21 protein-coding genes are annotated in these 18380 nt (G+C 42.9%); 12 read left to right on the forward strand and 9 right to left on the reverse strand.

The features are described from left to right. The first annotated feature begins 156 nt into the window (after positions 1-156). Positions 157-486, forward strand: a complete 330-nt coding sequence (locus NQ095_RS14490) for a YhaI family protein (RefSeq protein ID WP_258264169.1) — start codon at positions 157-159, stop codon at positions 484-486. A gap of 1 nt (position 487) precedes the next feature. Here NQ095_RS14490 and NQ095_RS14495 read toward each other — a convergent pair whose 3' ends face one another. Continuing rightward, positions 488-1063, reverse strand: coding sequence for an HTH-type transcriptional regulator Hpr (locus NQ095_RS14495; protein WP_258264171.1), 576 nt, complete (start codon positions 1061-1063; stop codon positions 488-490). A gap of 372 nt (positions 1064-1435) precedes the next feature. Beyond that, the gene (locus tag NQ095_RS14500) at positions 1436-1807 is read right to left on the reverse strand and encodes a YtxH domain-containing protein (RefSeq protein ID WP_258264172.1); all 372 of its coding nucleotides are present in this window, start codon (positions 1805-1807) and stop codon (positions 1436-1438) included. 165 nt (positions 1808-1972) lie between these two features. Here NQ095_RS14500 and yhzF point away from each other — a divergent pair, with 165 nt between their 5' ends. Next, the gene (yhzF, locus tag NQ095_RS14505) at positions 1973-2167 is read left to right on the forward strand and encodes a membrane protein YhzF (protein WP_034763309.1); all 195 of its coding nucleotides are present in this window, start codon (positions 1973-1975) and stop codon (positions 2165-2167) included. Between the two features lie 64 nt (positions 2168-2231). Here yhzF and NQ095_RS14510 read toward each other — a convergent pair whose 3' ends face one another. The 3 genes from NQ095_RS14510 to NQ095_RS14520 form a co-directional block, all read right to left on the reverse strand. After that, positions 2232-2768, reverse strand: coding sequence for a tryptophan transporter (locus NQ095_RS14510; protein ID WP_258264173.1), 537 nt, complete (start codon positions 2766-2768; stop codon positions 2232-2234). A 171-nt stretch (positions 2769-2939) separates the two neighbouring features. After that, a complete protein-coding gene (locus tag NQ095_RS14515; RefSeq protein ID WP_258264174.1) occupies positions 2940-3362 on the reverse strand; it encodes an HIT family protein in 423 nt (140 codons plus the stop codon). Between the two features lie 463 nt (positions 3363-3825). Beyond that, positions 3826-3948: a hypothetical protein gene (locus NQ095_RS14520; protein WP_258264175.1), complete on the reverse strand. Its 123-nt coding sequence runs from the start codon at positions 3946-3948 to the stop codon at positions 3826-3828. 727 nt (positions 3949-4675) lie between these two features. On the opposite strand from NQ095_RS14520, the gene NQ095_RS14525 reads away from it, so the two are divergent. The 4 genes from NQ095_RS14525 (at position 4676) to NQ095_RS14540 (ending at position 7954) form a co-directional block, all read left to right on the forward strand. Beyond that, positions 4676-5419 (forward strand): ABC transporter ATP-binding protein, encoded by a 744-nt coding sequence (locus tag NQ095_RS14525; protein WP_258264176.1) that lies wholly within the window; start codon positions 4676-4678, stop codon positions 5417-5419. Further along, complete coding sequence (locus NQ095_RS14530) at positions 5409-6638, forward strand: ABC transporter permease (protein WP_258264177.1); 1230 nt, start codon at positions 5409-5411, stop codon at positions 6636-6638. Before NQ095_RS14525 ends, NQ095_RS14530 begins: the two co-directional genes overlap by 11 nt. A gap of 61 nt (positions 6639-6699) precedes the next feature. Beyond that, positions 6700-7404 (forward strand): EcsC family protein, encoded by a 705-nt coding sequence (locus NQ095_RS14535; protein WP_258264178.1) that lies wholly within the window; start codon positions 6700-6702, stop codon positions 7402-7404. A 142-nt stretch (positions 7405-7546) separates the two neighbouring features. Further along, positions 7547-7954 carry a DoxX family protein gene (locus NQ095_RS14540; RefSeq protein ID WP_258264179.1) on the forward strand — a complete coding sequence of 136 codons (408 nt, stop codon included), beginning with the start codon at positions 7547-7549 and terminating at the stop codon, positions 7952-7954. Between the two features lie 40 nt (positions 7955-7994). On the opposite strand, the gene NQ095_RS14545 is transcribed toward NQ095_RS14540, so the two are convergent. After that, complete coding sequence (locus NQ095_RS14545) at positions 7995-9197, reverse strand: M20 family metallopeptidase (protein WP_309137648.1); 1203 nt, start codon at positions 9195-9197, stop codon at positions 7995-7997. Positions 9198-9292: 95 nt separating this feature from the next. On the opposite strand from NQ095_RS14545, the gene NQ095_RS14550 reads away from it, so the two are divergent. After that, positions 9293-9886: a phosphatase PAP2 family protein gene (locus tag NQ095_RS14550; RefSeq protein ID WP_258264180.1), complete on the forward strand. Its 594-nt coding sequence runs from the start codon at positions 9293-9295 to the stop codon at positions 9884-9886. A 40-nt stretch (positions 9887-9926) separates the two neighbouring features. On the opposite strand, the gene NQ095_RS14555 is transcribed toward NQ095_RS14550, so the two are convergent. Continuing rightward, positions 9927-11324, reverse strand: coding sequence for a hypothetical protein (locus NQ095_RS14555; protein WP_258264181.1), 1398 nt, complete (start codon positions 11322-11324; stop codon positions 9927-9929). Positions 11325-11567: 243 nt separating this feature from the next. Here NQ095_RS14555 and liaF point away from each other — a divergent pair, with 243 nt between their 5' ends. Genes liaF through NQ095_RS14570 form a run of 3 tightly spaced genes read left to right on the forward strand, consistent with a single transcriptional unit; the run spans position 11568 to position 14106 of the window. Continuing rightward, a complete protein-coding gene (liaF, locus tag NQ095_RS14560; RefSeq protein ID WP_258264182.1) occupies positions 11568-12380 on the forward strand; it encodes a cell wall-active antibiotics response protein LiaF in 813 nt (270 codons plus the stop codon). A gap of 25 nt (positions 12381-12405) precedes the next feature. Then, positions 12406-13434, forward strand: coding sequence for a sensor histidine kinase (locus tag NQ095_RS14565; RefSeq protein ID WP_258264183.1), 1029 nt, complete (start codon positions 12406-12408; stop codon positions 13432-13434). Between the two features lie 18 nt (positions 13435-13452). Next, on the forward strand, positions 13453-14106 hold the full coding sequence (locus NQ095_RS14570; RefSeq protein WP_309137649.1) for a response regulator transcription factor: 654 nt from the start codon (positions 13453-13455) through the stop codon (positions 14104-14106). A 92-nt stretch (positions 14107-14198) separates the two neighbouring features. Here the strand turns inward: NQ095_RS14570 and NQ095_RS14575 are convergent, their stop codons facing one another. Together NQ095_RS14575 and NQ095_RS14580 are read right to left on the reverse strand one after the other, a co-directional pair. After that, positions 14199-14774, reverse strand: a complete 576-nt coding sequence (locus NQ095_RS14575; RefSeq protein WP_258264184.1) for a cysteine hydrolase family protein — start codon at positions 14772-14774, stop codon at positions 14199-14201. Between the two features lie 146 nt (positions 14775-14920). Beyond that, positions 14921-15427, reverse strand: a complete 507-nt coding sequence (locus tag NQ095_RS14580) for an antibiotic biosynthesis monooxygenase family protein (RefSeq protein ID WP_258264185.1) — start codon at positions 15425-15427, stop codon at positions 14921-14923. An 881-nt stretch (positions 15428-16308) separates the two neighbouring features. Here NQ095_RS14580 and hemE point away from each other — a divergent pair. Together hemE and hemH are read left to right on the forward strand one after the other, a co-directional pair. After that, complete coding sequence (hemE, locus tag NQ095_RS14585) at positions 16309-17337, forward strand: uroporphyrinogen decarboxylase (RefSeq protein WP_258264186.1); 1029 nt, start codon at positions 16309-16311, stop codon at positions 17335-17337. A 90-nt stretch (positions 17338-17427) separates the two neighbouring features. Next, entirely contained in the window at positions 17428-18360 is a 933-nt protein-coding gene (hemH, locus tag NQ095_RS14590) for a ferrochelatase (protein WP_258264187.1), read from the forward strand. The last annotated feature ends 20 nt before the right edge of the window (positions 18361-18380 follow it).

The following is an 18380-nucleotide window of genomic DNA, read 5'->3' on the forward strand; positions in this document are numbered from 1 at the left end:
GTGGTTAATTAAGTGCTTTACATACTTTATTACGATTGCCGGAAAAAATCAACACATTTCCGAAGGATTTTTCTTATTTTTTGGAGGGAGTTTTGGGCGACATGTATGTTATAGTTTTGTACAATAAGAGTATGAGATAAATAGCGGGTGATAAAGATGCACGAACTAATGAAGCGAATAGAAAAACTTGAATACCAACAGAGGTTGATGGCTGAAATGTGCCCCGAAAATGGGTTTCCCTTTAATCGGCTGATCATTCGGAATGGGTTGTCAGAGAAGGAAGTGAAGGAGTTCTTTCAAACTTGTGATAGATTGAGCATAAAACTTGAAAAACAAAAAGCGGAAGGATTCGTCTACAATACTCCGCTTTTTAAAGAATTTGAAGATGAGCTTCATGCAAAGCTGAAGGTGCATGAAGTCGTGAATAGTTGCCTGGTTCAGGATATTTATCCAGCTTTGATGAAACAATTACAGAAGAGCTTGTAAATCAGGCAAGTTCTTCCTCATCTTCAAATAGTTCACCGAGCTTTCCATTATCATCAGAAAAATCATTTTCAATATTGTGAAATGATTTTTCGAATATTTCCATAAAATCATTTCCATAAATATTACGGACGACGGTCATCATTTCGATCATCTCAGGGAACTTCCCATATAATTCCCGTAATGGAGCCACTCCCTGGAAAATAGAATGACTTTCAGGCTGATAGTTCTTCATTAGATCGAGAAGGATATTCTCCCCCTTGGCCGTCAGTTGAATATAAGTATTACGCTTATCATTCTCCCGTTTGGAAAATTCAAGAAGTTCACGTTCCTCTAATTTCTTCGAAAAATTAAATGCCGTTGAAACATGCATAACACCGAATTTGGCCACGTCCGAAATGGAAGCGCCCTTTAAATGATACGCAATCCAGAGAATATGATGTTCATTGATATTTAAGTCGTATGGCTTGATCCATTGCTGCCAGTCCTTTTCTATGGCCTTCCACAAAGCTTTACTAAGCTGAGCCATTCTTTGACTGAAGAGCATTGCCTCTTTCAAAGTAAATTCTCTATCCTTCATCTCATTCACCCACTTTGCTAGAAAATCTTTTTACTATAAGCTGTTCTTGAAATGGTAGCGTTGTAAATAGTTCCAGAGGATTCACTAAAACAACGATCATCAAAAAAAGAAAGCGCTTATATTTTATTATGCCAATAAAGTAATAATTAATAAAGGCTAAATTGACAAAATTTTTCGAAGTATATAATTTCTGGTTGGTTTACCGGCTTCATACTGGAAATATCAGAGGGTTTGAACCCTGTAATGACGGGATTCGTATAGGGAATCACTATTCTGAAAAAAATCGGGGTAAAAATAATTTTTATTTTAAATAAAATAGAATCCCCGCAAGCCAAAACCCATAAACGGGTAAAAAGCAAAACGGGGATAGGGTTATTGATTCGTTGTGTTGGCTGAGTTGATCGATTTTTCCAGCTCTTCGATGGTTCGTTGGATGGATTGGATTTCTTCCTGAAGACGCTGGTTGTTCGGCTCGGTTGAAGCCTGCCATTGCTTGAAGGAAGCTTGAAGATCCTTGGAAAGCTGCAGGACGGTTTCCTTTCCTTCCTGTGACAGGGTGCCGATTGACTCTTTCAATTCACCGATATGGCCTTTCATCTCCTCGATGACCGCTGTCCAATCGTCTTTCTTGTCTTTGATTTGTGCACGGATTTCTTTACCTGATGAAGGGGACGTCAACAGGGATGCGACCCCTCCGACCACTCCACCGATTAATAATCCGTAGGCAAGAGATTTTTTTTTCACTATATTCACCTCGTTCTTCTAATTCTATAATACTATATTTCTACAATCAGTTTGTATTCTCCTTTTCCCTTTTAGAACAGATTAAAACAAGTAGGTTCATATCTTCCTCTTCAAACGCATAAAAATAAGAAATGAGGTGGTGAAGAGGGGGGAGGTTCTAACAGCATGGATGGAATAATCTTTGGTTTCTTTGCTCTCAGTACTGTTTTATTTCTAAGTATGGTATATAACTTCATTAGTATTCAAAGACCTGGAATGTATCCTCCTAAAAATATATTAAAAAAGCGTGCGACCATATTGGGTTCAGGTGGATTGATCACATTTCTCATAGGGATATTGCTCTGGTTTGCAGTCAGTTAATAAAAAAGCCCCCCATTATTATGTGAAGGATCACAAGACATGGAGGGTGTTTTTATTATTTCGTTTAGGATAGCTGTTCTGATGTGACAGCTTCTCGAATGGTTGAACGTTTCAAAATACCGTTGATAATCGGATACACAACGAACATTGCGCCGGCGTTCACAAGTGTTGCCGGAAGTACGACTGCTGCGAATAGAGCGAAGAAAGCTCCAGGCAGGCCTACGATCACATATGCAGAAAGCAGGAAAACACTTCCTGATACGAGGGTACCGATTGCGGTTAGAACAGAAGCGCCTAACAGTGAACGAGTGATTTTCTTTGTTGCCAAGAATAATCCGTAAAAGACGAATGCTGTGACCGGTTTATCGATCAGGTTTGGTAAGAAACCAGCAGGGAATTGTGTTGTCAATCCTGAAATGACTCCTGTCAGTAAACCTAAAAGCAAGACGTTTTTCTTTGCAGGAAACAGAATGATTCCCAAGAACATCATCGTCAGCATCATATCCGGTTTCATCCCTAAGAATATGCCCGGAATCACTGTGTGCAGTACCGCTCCGATCCCTACTAATAATGACAGGGATACAAGTGTTTTTGTATTCATTTCTCATCTCTCCTCAACTAAACTATACTTTGTAATCTGCTTCTCCTAATGTGCACTATTGCCATTAGCGAAAAGGTAGGTACATTATAACATAGTAAGACTCCGTGTCAAAGATGAATATTTCTGAAAAAAGCCCGGCCGCTTTACTGACAAAGGGCCGGGCTTTCAATCCTATGACAGATGATGTGCGATAGATTCGGCGATCGTTTTTAAGTCTTCGTGGCTGTAGTCGTCGTTATGGGTTTTCCAAACAGCTCCGAAACCATCCCCATTGCCGTAGCGTGGTATGAAGTGCATGTGGAAATGGAAGACGGATTGTCCTGCTTCTTCACCTGCATTGCTTAAAAGGTTCATTCCCACAGGGTGAAACTCAGCCTTGATGCTGTTTGCGATCTTTGGTGCAACAGAGAAGAGGTGACTTGCCACATCAGGGGTCAGCTCGTAGACGTTTTCTTTATGTACTTTCGGAATAAGGAGGGTATGACCTTTCGTCACTTGGCTGATGTCAAGAAATGCAAGGACATGGTCATCTTCGTACACTTTCATTGCCGGGATTTCTCCATCGATGATTTTACAAAAAATACAGTCACTCATGCTCATTTCCACCTTTCAGTAATGGTGTATGTATTTTACCATTAAAGTAAAAATAAATGAAGAAGAGACAGGAACGATTTTCCTGCCTCTCTTCTTAGAAGGGGTAAAACTTTAAAGGTTTATATGTCAGGCTTCATTCTCTTTGATAAACACCTCATTCGCTAGTAGCTGCAGTGATACCATTCTTGGGTAGAATGAACATTGTTCAATGCGACCATCCCCTTATCTTTTTGCTATTTAAGCATTCAGACAATAGAAACTGTTAGCCGTCTTGGACAAACACCTCATTTGCTATAAGGATGATATGTGTAAATCGTTAGAAACATGAATGACTCTGTGCAAACTGACCATCCCCTTATCTTGTAGGCTAAAAAAAGCTTAGTAAGAAAGTTGATTTAGTCAAAATGTGCTTTAACAAACACCTCATTTATCAATTTTTGATGAAATGATTTGGGTGAGTGTGTCATTCACTAAAGAAGACGACGAATTCCTTCAAGTCGCAAACAATAGTGAAATCGGTTAGCTGGTCTTTAACAACCATCCCCTTTTTCTTATTGCTGACCCCTTCTGATAATATGTTGTGCATTCTTGGGGATGGTTATGAATGCTAAAATGTGGAAGGTTTCTAATTCAAACGGTTGTTGTAATTCTCCACCTGAGAAGGAGTGAGTTCTGGTTGATTTCCGCTGAAGGTGCTCGCTTTCCGCGGGGCTGGCGGTGAGCCTCCTCGGCTGCGCCTCCGGGGTCTCACCTGCCCAGCGTTTCCCGCAGGAGTCGAGCACCTTCCGCTCCAATCAACTTTCCAAGTGAAGTGTTTAACTAAAACAATTTAATGACGAGATTGCTACACCATTGCATACAGCACTCTTATCATTTTAGTTGTAGTAATGCCCCGTTCTGCTAAAACTTCCAAGCGACCGAACATTCTAAAACTAAAGTCTGTGTATGAATAACCAAGACCTGGTGAAATGGGCCTTTTACAATTATTGCTAAAGTATAGTCAGTCACAGGTGGATCTAGCTATTGATTGGAGTGCAAGACGGAGACTCCTGCGGGAAAAGCGGAATAGGTAAGACCCCGCAGGAGCGTAAGCGACGAGGAGGCTTGCCTTCCGCCCCGAGGAAAGCGAAGTCTTGCACGGAAATCAATAGCGGTATAGAAAGTGATCCCGACAAATTACTTTCTTGTGTTCGTCTTTAGAGGAAATGAATTAGCCCATTGGGGAAAATGATTCATATTCAAAACATGCCTTTACTTTAAAGTTTTGATAAAATAGAAATAATACATATAGAAGAGAAAGGACGTTGCTGCTCGTGTCGTTATTAGAAATTAAGCACCTTGTCGGTGGCTATACAAGGAAGCCGGTTTTAAAGGATATTTCCTTTTCCATTCATTCGAACGAAATTGTTGGATTAATCGGATTGAACGGAGCCGGTAAAAGTACGACCATCAAGCATATCATCGGTCTGATGGAGGCAAAGCAAGGGCAAGTTTCCATCAATGGTCATACGTTGAAAGGGGATGCCGATCAATACCGCAAGCAATTCTCATACATACCGGAAACACCGATTTTATATGATGAATTAACCTTGGAGGAGCATCTGAAGCTTACGGCCATGGCCTACGGATTATCAGATGCGGAATATAAGGGAAGAATAGATAAATTGTTGAAAGCGTTCCGCATGGAGAAGAAGATGAGCTGGTTTCCTGCCCATTTTTCAAAAGGGATGAAACAAAAAGTGATGATCATGTGTGCCTTTCTAATCCAGCCCAGTCTATACATCATAGACGAACCGTTTGTTGGATTGGACCCACTCGGGATCCAGTCATTACTTGATTGGATGCAGGAAATGAAACAAAATGGGGCGGGCATCCTGATGTCTACCCACATATTAGCTACTGCCGAGAGATATTGCGATTCATTCATCATCCTTCATGAAGGGAAAATCCGGGCAAAAGGGACTCTCGAAGAGCTTCGCAGTGAATTTACCATGCCTGAAGCTACCTTGGATGATATATATATCCAGCTGACAAAGGAAGAATCCCATGATGAATAACGTGGAGGGCATCTGGAAAAAGAGGATTGTAGAGTATAACCAGGAACTTCAAAAGTATTTGAAGTACATGTTCAACGATCATTTATTATTCGTCCTGATCTTCGCTTTAGGGGGCGCGGCATTTACGTATAATCAGTGGGTGAAGACCCTCGAGCCAACATTCCCGGCTCCTCTTATCATGTCGGTCATTCTTGGTCTCTTATTGGCATGGAGTCCTGTCTACACATTCCTCCGGGAAGCGGATGCTGTATTTCTTTTACCTTTAGAAAAACGTTTATCCGGTTATTACACGAAATGCATCTGGATCAGCTTTATGTTCCAATCTTACATTCAACTGCTTGTCCTGGCGGCCCTTATGCCTATGTATGTAGCTGTATCCGGAAACAGTTTCAGAAGCTTCTTTCCGTTACTTGCTTTAGTATTGATCATAAAAATATGGAATCTCTATGTTCGCTGGTTCATGTTAAGGTTTCAGGAGAGGGAAGCTCACCTGACGGACAACCTGGCCCGTTTTCTGTTGAGTGCCGCTCTTGTGTTCCTTGTTTTATCGGGAGCTGAGCTTTGGATGACAATCGTCGTGGCCGTCTTGATGCTCGGCTATGCATTTTATTTTCATCAAGCTACAAAGGGTAAGAACCTTAAATGGGATTTATTGATTAATCTTGAAGAGCAACGCATGCTGATCTTTTATCGCATCGCCAATATGTTCACGGATGTTCCAAAGCTGAAAGGGAAAGTGCACCGGAGAAAATGGCTCGACTGGCTTGTGAAGGCGCCTTTCTCACAAGCATCAACCTATCGCTATTTATATCTTCGCTCGCTTGTGAGGACAAGTGAATATTCAGGTCTGTATATACGCTTGACCCTTATCGGTGCGTTGCTGATTTATTCAAATTCATCTTTCGTCTTCAGTATCCTGACGGCTATGGTCTTTCTTTATTTGACTGCTTTTCAGATGATCCCATTATTCAAGCGCTTTGACTATAAGATTTGGGTGCTCATTTACCCCGTTTCAAGAGAATTGAAAACATCGACTTTTCAAAAAATCATGATTCAGGCGATGATGATCCAGGCACTTGTGTTTTCCTTGCCCCTTTTTGTAAGGGGAGAATGGCTACCGGGATTGATCACGCTGCTTGCAGGCTTAACCTTCTCCATCTTTTTCAGTCAGTTCTACCTGGTTCAAAGGTTGAAGAAGATGGAAGAAACGCTTTTTTAATGAAACAGGTAAGATGAACATAGTATGAGTAAAGGCTGACGAAAAAGGATGGTGGTTCATAATGAACCATGAGAGAGAAGAGCTCGAGCAGTGGAAACGAAGATACACCAGGAAATCATCCATCTTTCAGAGGGTTTCCAAACAGGCCCAAACGAAAGTGAATGGGTGGATACCTGAGAAAGCACATAAAGTTGTCACGGAAAGTATCAAGAAAATGGTGGAAATCACTCTGAAAGGCAGCGAATGGGTGTCCCTTCAGACGATCCCCTGTAGACCTGCGCTACAGGAACGGGAAGTCGTGATGAAGGAACGAATGGAATTTCACCGGAAAGCTGCCACCATCGAAGGGGCGGGAACCGGTGCCGGGGGGATCTTCCTTGGTCTTGCGGATTTTCCATTGCTCCTGTCCATTAAGATGAAATTTTTAAGCGAATGCTCCCTGATCCATGGGTATGATCCCAAACAATATGAGGAACGTCTATTTCTTCTGTATGTCTTTCAACTTGCATTCTCAAGCGACACCCATAAGAAAAAGGTCCTGCACATTATTGAGAATTGGGAGGAAGAAAAAGAAAAGCTGAAAGAACTTGACTGGAAAACCTTTCAACAGGAGTATCGGGATTACATCGATTTGGTGAAGATGCTCCAGCTCATCCCTGGTGTTGGGGCTGTTGTGGGTGCCTATGCCAATTATCAGCTTTTGGATCAGCTTGGTGAGGTGGCGAAATTTGCTTATCGGATTCGCTACTTTAATGAATTAGAATAGTAACGTATGAAGGTCGATCGTCATGATCGGTCTTCTTTTTATTGTGAGCAATGTGATGACAAACCCATCTTTTTATTTCCGCAATGACTTCATGTATAGTGATAAAGGTAGGGTAAATTGTGTTTAGTGAGGTGTGGAATAGATGAATAAACGGAAAAAAGCATGGAAGATCGTCGGGCTCATTTTATTCTCCTTCTTCTTCTTTCTGGCAGGAGTCTTTCATTTTATTGAAGCTCAAGGGTTTGCGAAAATGGTACCTGCGTTTATTCCTTTAAGGGAAGAGCTCGTATATATTACGGGAATCATTGAGTTCATTCTGTCAGTCCTGCTATTGATTCCGAAGACTCGCGAAAAAACCGGGATCATCACCGCGATTTATTTAGTTCTTGTCTTTCCTGCAAATATCTACGCAGCCATTAAAGGAATTCCGGCTCCGGGACAGGAAGATGCCAATCAACTGCTGCTTTGGGTCAGACTATTGTTTCAGCCCCTCTTGATCTGGTGGGTGTTGGTGGTCAGTAAAACTGAAAAAAATCATCGCTTTTATTAAAAAGGAAGGATCGGATGCGAGCGTCCGATCCTTCTTTATGTTATTTCGGAACGGCTTCCGAAACGGAATGTTTATCCTGATAATGAATTGTTGCACTTGCCAATGATTTTGCTGCAATGAGAAGCGCTTTTTCGTTAAGATCGAACTTGGGGTGGTGGTGAGGGAAAGCCGTTTTTACATTGTCGGGCTTGGCTCCCGTAAAGAAAAAAGTACCTTTTACATGTTCTAAATAAAAGGCAAAGTCCTCACCGCCCATTTGCATTTCGATTTCTTCCACCGTATGCACTTCATCTACAGTTTCCGCACTTTGAATGAATAGGTCTGTCTCTTCAGGGTGATTGACAACGGCCGGATACCCCCGGTCATACACATATTCATAATCGCAGCGCCCTGATAGGCATGCCCCTTTCAGGATCTGTTCGATTTCCTCTTCAATGAAGTCCCTGACTTCTGGGTTGAAGGTCCGTACCGTTCCAATCAATTTAGCTGAATCGGCTATGACATTAAACGCATTATCAGCTATAAACGAACCGATTGTCACGACGGCTGGATCAATCGGGTTCACTCTTCTGCTGACAATTTGTTGAAGATCTGAAACAATTTGGGCTCCGATCACAATGGAATCCTTCGTCTTATGAGGTTGAGCACCGTGCCCCCCGGATCCTTTGATCACAATTTCAAAGCGGTCCGCAGCGGCCATGATCGGGCCAGTTCGGTGGAGGACCTTACCAAGCGGTTCGGTTGCCCATAAATGGGTGCCGAAGATCACATCCACATCTTCGAGGCATCCCGCTTCAATCATGGACTTAGCTCCTCCCGGTGCATATTCTTCAGCGTGCTGATGAATAAGAACGACTGTACCTGAAAGGGATTCGCGCATTTCATGAAGGGTTTTCCCTAATACCAGTAGGGTCGCGGTATGGCCGTCATGACCACAGGCGTGCATGACACCCGGGACGGTAGAACGATATTCCACTTCCTTTTCATCCTGTATGGGAAGCGCGTCAAAGTCTGCACGGAGAGCTACGGTCTTTCCGGGGAGAGCACCTTCAACTCGCGCTACAACACCATTGCCCCCGACTTGTTCTTGAACGGGGACCCCGATCTTTTTGTAGTAATCCGCAATATATTTTGCCGTATTTTTTTCCTGGAAGGATAATTCCGGGTGTTGATGAAGAAATCTTCTGATATTAACCATTTCTATCCAACGATCTTCTAATTTCTGATATAATTCATTCAGCAAGTCCCCAACCTCCTAATGTTTGGTGAATATTACGAATATTATAACACTAAAAGTTCTCGGGAAGAGGGGATAAGTGAAATTCAAGGAGGGATCCAATGAATAAAATCTTATCCATAACGGCAATCATTTCATTTGTACTTTTTATGACCATTGCACATTTTGTTTATCATGACATGGAGATAATCGGAGAGGATTATCTTCTGACAAACATGGGCGACTTGAATGTTTTAGAATTATTTTCAGTGATAGGGACCGAACTGGTAATCGGTATTGCCACCATCACCTTGATCCTGTTCCTTTGGTGGGTTAAAAAAGATTATCCGGGAATCATAACTGTCGTGGTACTGGTAGCGGGAAGTAACGTCCTGAATAAAGCCATCAAAGGGTTGATGGAACGAGAAAGGCCTCCATTTTCCCATGAAGGAGAAGGATTCAGCTTTCCCAGTGGTCATGCCATGGTGGGACTTGTCTTTCTGCTAGTCATCGCTTATTTCGTCAGTAAAGAGGTCTCATCCTTCGGAATAAAAGTCGCGATCTTCACTACGGCCGTCCTCCTTTCCCTGTTGACGGGATTCAGCCGGGTAGCGGAACAGGCTCACTATCCAACTGATGTAGCTGCCGGTTTCCTTCTGGGTTACTCGTTTTTCGTGTTATGTATATTCCTATATGAAAAGCGCTCTGCAAATTAAGAGGGACGGACCTTCTGAGGTAAGGTCCGTCCCTCTATCTTTAGATTAAAAACATCGCTACGATGGTCGTTGCGATCAGCCCGATGACGACTGGAAGCAGATTCCGCCTGGCAAGTTCGAATGGGTCGACTCCGCATATGGCTGCTGCTGGAATGAGCGCCCATGGTACGAGAGTCCCGCCACCGACCCAGATGGCTGCCACCTGACCAAGGGCCGTGAGGGTAGCAATACCGGACCCGATGCTTTCAGCAAATAAATTGGCGACGGAACCGGCAAGGGAAATGCCAGAAAAGCCCGATCCATCAAGTCCCGTGATGGCACCGACCGCCGTAAGGGTAATGGCACCCACCGCCTTGGAAAGCGGTACGGCAGCAGCAAGGGATGCACCCAGGTCATTGACGATTCCATGTGATGTTGTCGGAAGAAAATCCCCAATGATTGTTTGAAATCCTGAGTCCCCTAAATAGAAGAAAGCGGCAATCGGTATCACCGGACCGAACACTTTAAACCCGAATTGAAACCCGTCAATCATGAAGCTGGTCGTTTTCTCCAACCCATTTCCTTTATAAGCGGCCAATGAAATCAATAAGAGAATGATGATGGAAGTGCCCCCGATAAGTGCGGTTGCATCCCCACCTTGCAGATCGAATAGAACCATCGCCGTAATATCAGCAGCGAATAAAATGGGGATGAGGATTGCGATGGCCTTTTTCCAACGGGATGACAATAGATCATGTGAAGAATCCTGATCTGTATCGATGGAAGAAAGGGAGCTGGAATCGACTGTAAGGATCCCTTTTTTCATATCTCGCTTAAGGAAGATGAATGCAGTAACGGTCGTGACGACTCCCATAACAATGATGAGGGGAATACTTGCCGAAATAACTTCAGAAACAGGAATACCTGCAGCGTCTGCCGTCAACTTTGGAGCAGCCTGGATTACAAAATCACCTGAAAGGGCGATTCCGTGACCGAATAAGTTCATGGCCATTGCGATGCCGAGGGCGGGTAATCCGACACGTAAGGCAACGGGTACTAACACTGCTCCCAAAAGTGCCACTGCGGGGGATGGCCAGAAAAACCACGAAATGAACATCATCACAAGACCTATTGTCCAATACGCAAGGGCAGGCGTGCGGATGAACTTAGTGAACGGTCGGATCATCACATCATTAATCCCTGTCGACGTCAGTCCTTTACTCATGGCAACAATGATAGAAATGACGAGAATGGTTGAGAGTAATTCAGTGATGGCAAAGATAAAGCTATTAAATATACTACTGATCGACCCACTGATCGAACCCGTAGCAACCCAAGCGATACTGAAGATTCCGAGAATGCATACGATGGTTGTGTCTTTGCGGAAAACCATAAATAGGATGATCAACCCTATGAAAACTAAATAAATCCAATGAAGAGCAGTCAAATCAATCCCCATTAGAAAAACCTCCTCAACATTTGTTCCACAAACCTTGGGCATTTGCCCTGATCTGTACTATAGATTATGAAAATGGAGATAAGGTGTGATATAGGATAGGAACATTTTTTCAGCCTCAGGACTGAGACGGAATCATTCCGATGCTCGTCAAACCACAAGGGAAATCAATTTATAATGGAAGAAGTAACAGGAATAGGCAAGATTAATAGCGAAAGTTATAAGTGATGTGAAGGTGGTGTTCGTATGAGATACAAAGGAAGAAAGCAATGGTTTTTCTCATTTTTGCTGATGGTGATAGGATTGTGGCTATTATTACTGAACATAGGTGTCATTTCCTTGGAAATAACACAGATATTTGTCAATATTATTCCTATTTTGTTATTACTGTTGGGTTTGAAGTGGTCAGTAGACAGTTTCTTAAAAAAAAGCTTCGGCAAATTACTATTCGGTCTTTTCAGCCTGGCACTTGGGATGCTGATCATCTTGGATAGATATGCTGTGTTGGATTTCGATTATGGGAATTGGTGGAAGTTATGGCCGGTTATCATTATAGCCATCGCCATTCATCGGATTGTCAGGAATAAACCTATCAAAGTGAGTATAAGCAGCGATTATCCGTTTGATAAACACGCTGACTCAAATGATTTGGGACAGCCGTTGGATCAAAAGATCCTCCAGAAGAAGAATAAGGTGAACAAAGGATTTATCGTCGGGGATATCCGTTTTGCCGAACCGAATTGGCCCCTGGAAAACATGAAGCTCTACAACGCTATCGGAGATTACTATTTTGATTTCAGTAAAGCCTTCATTCCTGAAGGGGAAACGCCTGTTGATATCAAGGGATGGATTGGCGATGTAAAGATGATCATACCGGAAAATGTTCCTGTGGAAATCACTTTGAAAGTGCAGGTGGGGGATGTGAAATTGTTTGATCAGAAATCTGCTGATATTCGTTCTGAACTGTATTATCGATCCCCCCGATATGTCGAGGCAAGTAAAAAAATCAAGCTGACTATTGATGTGAAAATCGGTTCGATCCGGATTACCCGGATATAGAGGCAGTGTAAAAGGAGGAATGAGATTGAATAAAACCTCAAATATCCGAAATTGGATCTTTAAAAGCTTTTTGATGATGTCTGTCATGGCCATTCTGCTTTTTTTTATCGTTTTGCAAGTCTATCTGTATCTTTCAGAAGATCCCAGTATCTCTCTTACACTTTCAATTTATTTGACCACTTGCCTGGCCATCATTTTATTACTATTAAGCACTTATTTCGGTTTTCGTACAGGGTATACATTTAAAGGCAGAATCGACGATATCTCCACTTTCGTCACCTTACTCCGAAGTGGAAAGTTCTCTGCGAGGGTGGACCGGTATGATCATGACGAGTTGGGGATTTTATCGGACGAATTGAATCAGCTTGCGGTATTCATTCAAGAGCAGGTGAAATCACTTCAGCGGCTGGCAGATGAAAAGTCAGAGCTTGCCGATCAGGCTCACCAGGCTGCTGTCATGGAAGAGAGGCAGAGGCTTGCCAGGGACTTGCATGATTCTGTCAGCCAGCAATTATTTGCACTGAATATGCTTTCTTCCGCGGCGCAAAAAAGCATAGGCACTGATTATAAAAAGGTTGAAATCATCGTGAAACAAGTAGCCGACATTGCAGGAAAGGCACAAGGTGAAATGAGAGCCCTTCTTCTCCATCTGCGACCAATTGACTTAAGGGGTGAAAATCTTCGAGAAGCGTTAACCATCTTAATCAGGGAATTGAAGGAAAAAACGCAAATTGAAATCGAGGCCACCCTGGATGGAATGGAAGACTTATCGAAAGGTACTGAAACGCATATGTTCAGGATCATCCAGGAGAGTCTTTCAAATATCCTTCGTCACTCGGAAGCAACGAAAGTGAAGATCGTGACGGAGAAAAAAGGGGGGTATGTCACCTTGTACATCAGTGATAACGGTAAGGGGTTTAATCTAAAGGAAAACAAGATGACCTCCTACGGACTTCAAACGATGAGAGAGCGGGCAGAGGAAATAGGAGGATTGTTTCAGATTCGCTCCAAAGAAAAAGAGGGAACGTATATTGATCTCCGCATCCCGGTTTAATTCAAAGGGGGAAGACACTTGGAAAAGATTAAAGTGATGATTGTTGATGATCACGAGATGGTACGACTGGGCATGAAAACCTATTTGCTGACAGAAGATCGAATTGATTTTCTTGGAGAAGCGAAAAGTGGAAATGAAGCGGCTCAGCTTGCCAAGCAGTATATGCCAGACGTCATATTAATGGATTTATTAATGGAGAATGGGAATGGCATCGAAGCCACAAGGAAGATCTTATCCTTTCATCCTCACTGTAAAATTATCATCCTAACAAGCTTTTATGACGATGAAAAGGTGTTTCCCGCCATCGAAGCAGGTGCTCATAGTTACTTATTGAAGACGGCAACTGCAGAAGAAGTAACCGGGGCGGTATATAAAGCGGTAAAGGGTGAGTCTGTCATAGCAAGCAAGGTTGCCGATAGGATGATGAACCGTTTCCGTCTGCAGGAAAGAAAGGCTCATGAAGAGCTGACGACTAGGGAAATGGATGTTTTGAAATGTTTGGGTGAGGGGATGACGAATCAGGAAATTTCAGAAGAGTTATTTATCGGTATCAAGACCGTCAAGACCCATGTGAGTAATATTTTGAGTAAGCTTGAAGTCGCGGACCGGACCCAGGCAGCCATTTATGCGAATCGAAACGGAATCTTGCATAAAACCGGAAAGGAAGAGTAGAGAAGTATTATGAAAAGCAGAATGGGCTTAGTCAAAAGGAATGAAAGCATTCCCCTTGACTAAGCCCATTCTGCTGAAAACGAAAATGATTATTATAAAATGACCGGTTTAGTTAATTTCAATAGGGATGATAGCAGGGACTCCGTTGAAGAGATGGAGGCAAATTCTTGGTGAAGATTTGCCAGGGACAGACCATGAACAATTTCAGCGGAAAATAGTGAACCATCAAACGAATAGGTTTCATAGCAAGCAGTGGCATCATAAGGGACCGTCACTTCATATCCCAGATCCGCTGCCATACGCACAGTAGTGGATATTGCGTGATTCGTCGTGAACCCCATTACAACAAGTGATTTATATTTTTCCCGTTTTAAATATAAATCCAGATCTGTATCGATAAAAGCGCTATTGACATGCTTAATGATGTGTTTTTCTTTTTGTACAGGGCGGAAACTCTCTATAAAATCAAAACCTGCTGAACTTGAATGAAGTGGTGATTCCATATCAAAAGAAGAATGTTGCACGTGTACAACCGGCCAGGCCTTTTCTCTCCAACCGTGCAAAAGCTGATAAGCGTTCTTTTCCATACTGGGATTATTCCTCTTTCCCCAAGAAGAATCACTAAATGCCTTTTGAAAATCAATCAGGATCAAACATGTTTCACTCATTGGAACTCCTCTCCTTCCATTCAGGATGTCTCTAACCAATACGATTAAGTATACTGTTAATAATTTGTAATTATGTATGTACACCTTCACTGTAATTGTAAAGATTGAAAAAGAAAAAAGCTGCCGGAAATCAGGCAGCTTTTTCTTCAGGATTGACCCGAAACATAGTATTTACTTACGTAGGAAGCACGTGGGAAGATATCCTTTTGATTATCAATTCCTTCTTCAGTGCCTCTCTTTGCATGGGCCTTCTCGTATTGCTTGGATTCCTGCCAGCCAAGGAAGCTTCGTTCGTCCTCCCAGAGGGTCATGATCACATATGTATCGTTGTCGAGTGGTCTAAGAACCCGAATCGCGGTAAACCCTGGCACCTCTTCAATCAAACCCGCACGATTCTTAAAGCGGTATTCAAAAAGCGGCCTTCCTTCGTCTGATACGGGGATGTTGTTGAAGACCACGTATCCTTTGCTTTCAAGTTCCCCCGATTGATCAACAACCTCATAGCTGCGAGGAGATTCAAAGACACTTTCCCCGCTTGTTTCATGTAAAAGAAGTGCATCTTCCCCCTGCATTAAGATCATTTTTTCACCCGCGTGCTGATCCATTATTTTTTGTAGGAAATCATGTGTACCTGTAGTCATATATAGCTTCATCCAAATCACCTCAATAAAGTAGTCACTTCTATTATACTCTTCCCTTTTCTTTCTCTCTTGTAACATGAATGATGGATATTTTTTCACCACCCTTCAAAAATCGGCAAATTTATGACATTTTCCCTTGATAACTATACAATTCTCCCTAAAACGTCTATAGTTTAAAAGGGTTACAATCTGTACGTTCATATTTAACATCTCTTGAATTTGCTAAAGGCTCTGTCAATCAGTGTGTGGTAGATGATGAGGGGAACCGCTTCGCTTTCCGGCGGACGAACGGCCGAGCCTCCTCAGCTGCCGCTTCCGGGGTCTCGGCACGTCCGTTTTCCGCAGGAGTCTACGCAGTTCCCTCACCATCTTAATAGGGATTGATTTGACAGAGCCCTAAAAAAGCTTCGACAGTCAAAAAAATAGTATTTCTACTAAATTATATGGAAACGACAATCAGGATTAAATTGGTTTTGTAAACTGGTCAGAAGATTAAATATGATACTTAGAAAGTTGATTGAAGCGGAAGGTGCTCGACTCCTGCGGGAAACGCGTGAAAGTACGAAAAGCGAAGGCGGCTCGTCCAGCCCCGACAAGCATAAGATGAATGGGCCGAGAAGGCGCTTTTTGCCTTATTGGACCATTTAACTTATGACCTCGAGGGGCTAGCCGCGTAGCTAGACAGTTGAGACCCCGCAGGGCTTTAGCCCGAGGAGGCTCAACTCACGCCCCGCGGAAAGCGAGCACCTGCAGCGGAAATCAACCACTACTCGCTTCATTTATAGCAACAAAGGCTGAACATACAGCAAATATAAATGACAATTTTAGAATCTACTCAAATTAGTTTACAATAGGGTTAATGGAGTTACATAGAAAGGTGGACGAACAAAGGTATGAAACAGATGAATGATACATTTTTACGAGCGGCAAGGGGAGAGAACACGGATTATACTCCGGTTTGGTATATGAGACAAGCGGGTCGTTCACAGCCTGAATACAGGAAGATCAAGGAGAAATATTCTCTTTTTGAGATCACACATCAGCCTGAACTTTGTGCATATGTGACAAGGCTGCCTGTTGAACAATATGATGTCGATGCAGCCATTCTTTATAAGGATATCATGTCACCACTTCCTTCGATTGGAGTGGATGTCGAAATCAAATCAGGCATCGGTCCAGTGATCGATAACCCTATCCGTACGGTTGCTGATGTTGAAAAGCTTGGGGAAATCAATCCTGAACAGGATGTTCCTTACGTATTGAATACAATCAAATTACTGACAAAGGAACAATTATCGGTCCCGTTGATCGGCTTTGCCGGTGCTCCGTTTACAATGGCAAGCTATATGATTGAAGGCGGCCCTTCCAAAAACTATAATAAAACAAAAGCGTTCATGTATGCAGAACCACAAGCTTGGTTTGCTTTAATGGATAAATTGGCAGCGATGACAATCACCTACGGAAAAGCCCAGATCAAAGCCGGGGCGTCTGCCTTCCAAATATTCGACTCCTGGGTAGGTGCATTGAATGTACAGGATTACAGGACATTCATCAAGCCGGTCATGGAAAGAATCTTTAATGAACTGAAGGAAGAGAATGTACCATTGATCATGTTTGGTGTCGGAGCAAGCCACCTTGCGAATGAATGGCATGATCTCCCCATCGATGTAGTCGGGCTTGATTGGAGATTGCCGATTAAGGAAGCAACAGAAAGAGGCATCTCCAAAACGGTGATGGGTAATCTGGATCCTGCGATCCTGCTGGCACCTTGGGACGTAATTGAAGAAAAAGCCAAAGAGATCCTGGATCAAGGGAAGGACCTAAGCCACATTTTCAACCTCGGACACGGAGTATTCCCTCAAGTCAATCCAGATACACTAAAGCGATTAGCATCCTTTGTGCATGAATACAGTGCCAGGTAGAGAACATCCCCACATCTCTATAAATGGATTCTAATGAAGAAACATGGCACAATAATGTAATGTATGAAACTGACAATGAGGTGAAATGGTATGTCAAAGAAGAAAATGGGTCTATTGGTGATGGCCTATGGTACACCCTATAAAGAAGAAGATCTGGAACGCTATTATACACATATCCGCCACGGAAGAGTCCCTTCCAGTGAACTTTTGGATGACTTGCGGGGACGTTACGAGGCAATCGGGGGGATTTCCCCACTGGCGAAGATCACCCTTGATCAGGCGAAAAGCCTGGAGGAGCATTTGAATTCGGTTCAAGACACCATTGAATTCAAAATGTATCTTGGATTAAAGCATATCGAACCGTTCGTAGAAGACGCTGTGGAACAAATGCATCAAGACGGCATTGAAGAAGCAGTTTCCATCGTACTCGCACCTCATTTCTCAACGTTCAGCGTCAAATCGTACAATGGACGTGCGAAAGAAATGGCGGAAAAGCTCGGCGGTCCAAAGATCACAACGATTGAAAGCTGGTATGAGGAACCTAAATTCATTCAGTACTGGGTGGACAGGGTAAAGGAAACCTTTGCAGGAATGAGTGATGAAGAGCGAAATAAAGCGGTTCTCATTGTATCTGCACACAGCCTTCCTGAACGCATTCTGCAATCAGGTGATCCATATCCGAAGCAATTAGAGGAAACGGCGAAGATGATTGCAGAGGGAGCTGGCGTCACGGATTATGCAGTGGGATGGCAAAGTGAAGGGAACACTCCCGACCCATGGATCGGTCCTGACGTTCAGGATCTGACAAGGGATCTTTACAGGGATAAGGGCTATACAACTTTTGTTTACACACCGGTAGGATTTGTAGCTGATCATCTTGAAGTACTCTATGACAATGATTATGAATGTAAAGTCGTAACAGATGATATCGGAGCTTCCTACTATCGTCCGGAAATGCCTAATGCCAAACCGGAATTCATTGATGCCATGGCAGAAGTCGTGTTAAAACACCTTAAAAAATAATTTCCCGTTTTTGGCTGTAC

The organism is Rossellomorea sp. SC111, assembly GCF_024733565.1.
Classification (GTDB): domain Bacteria; phylum Bacillota; class Bacilli; order Bacillales; family Bacillaceae_B; genus Rossellomorea.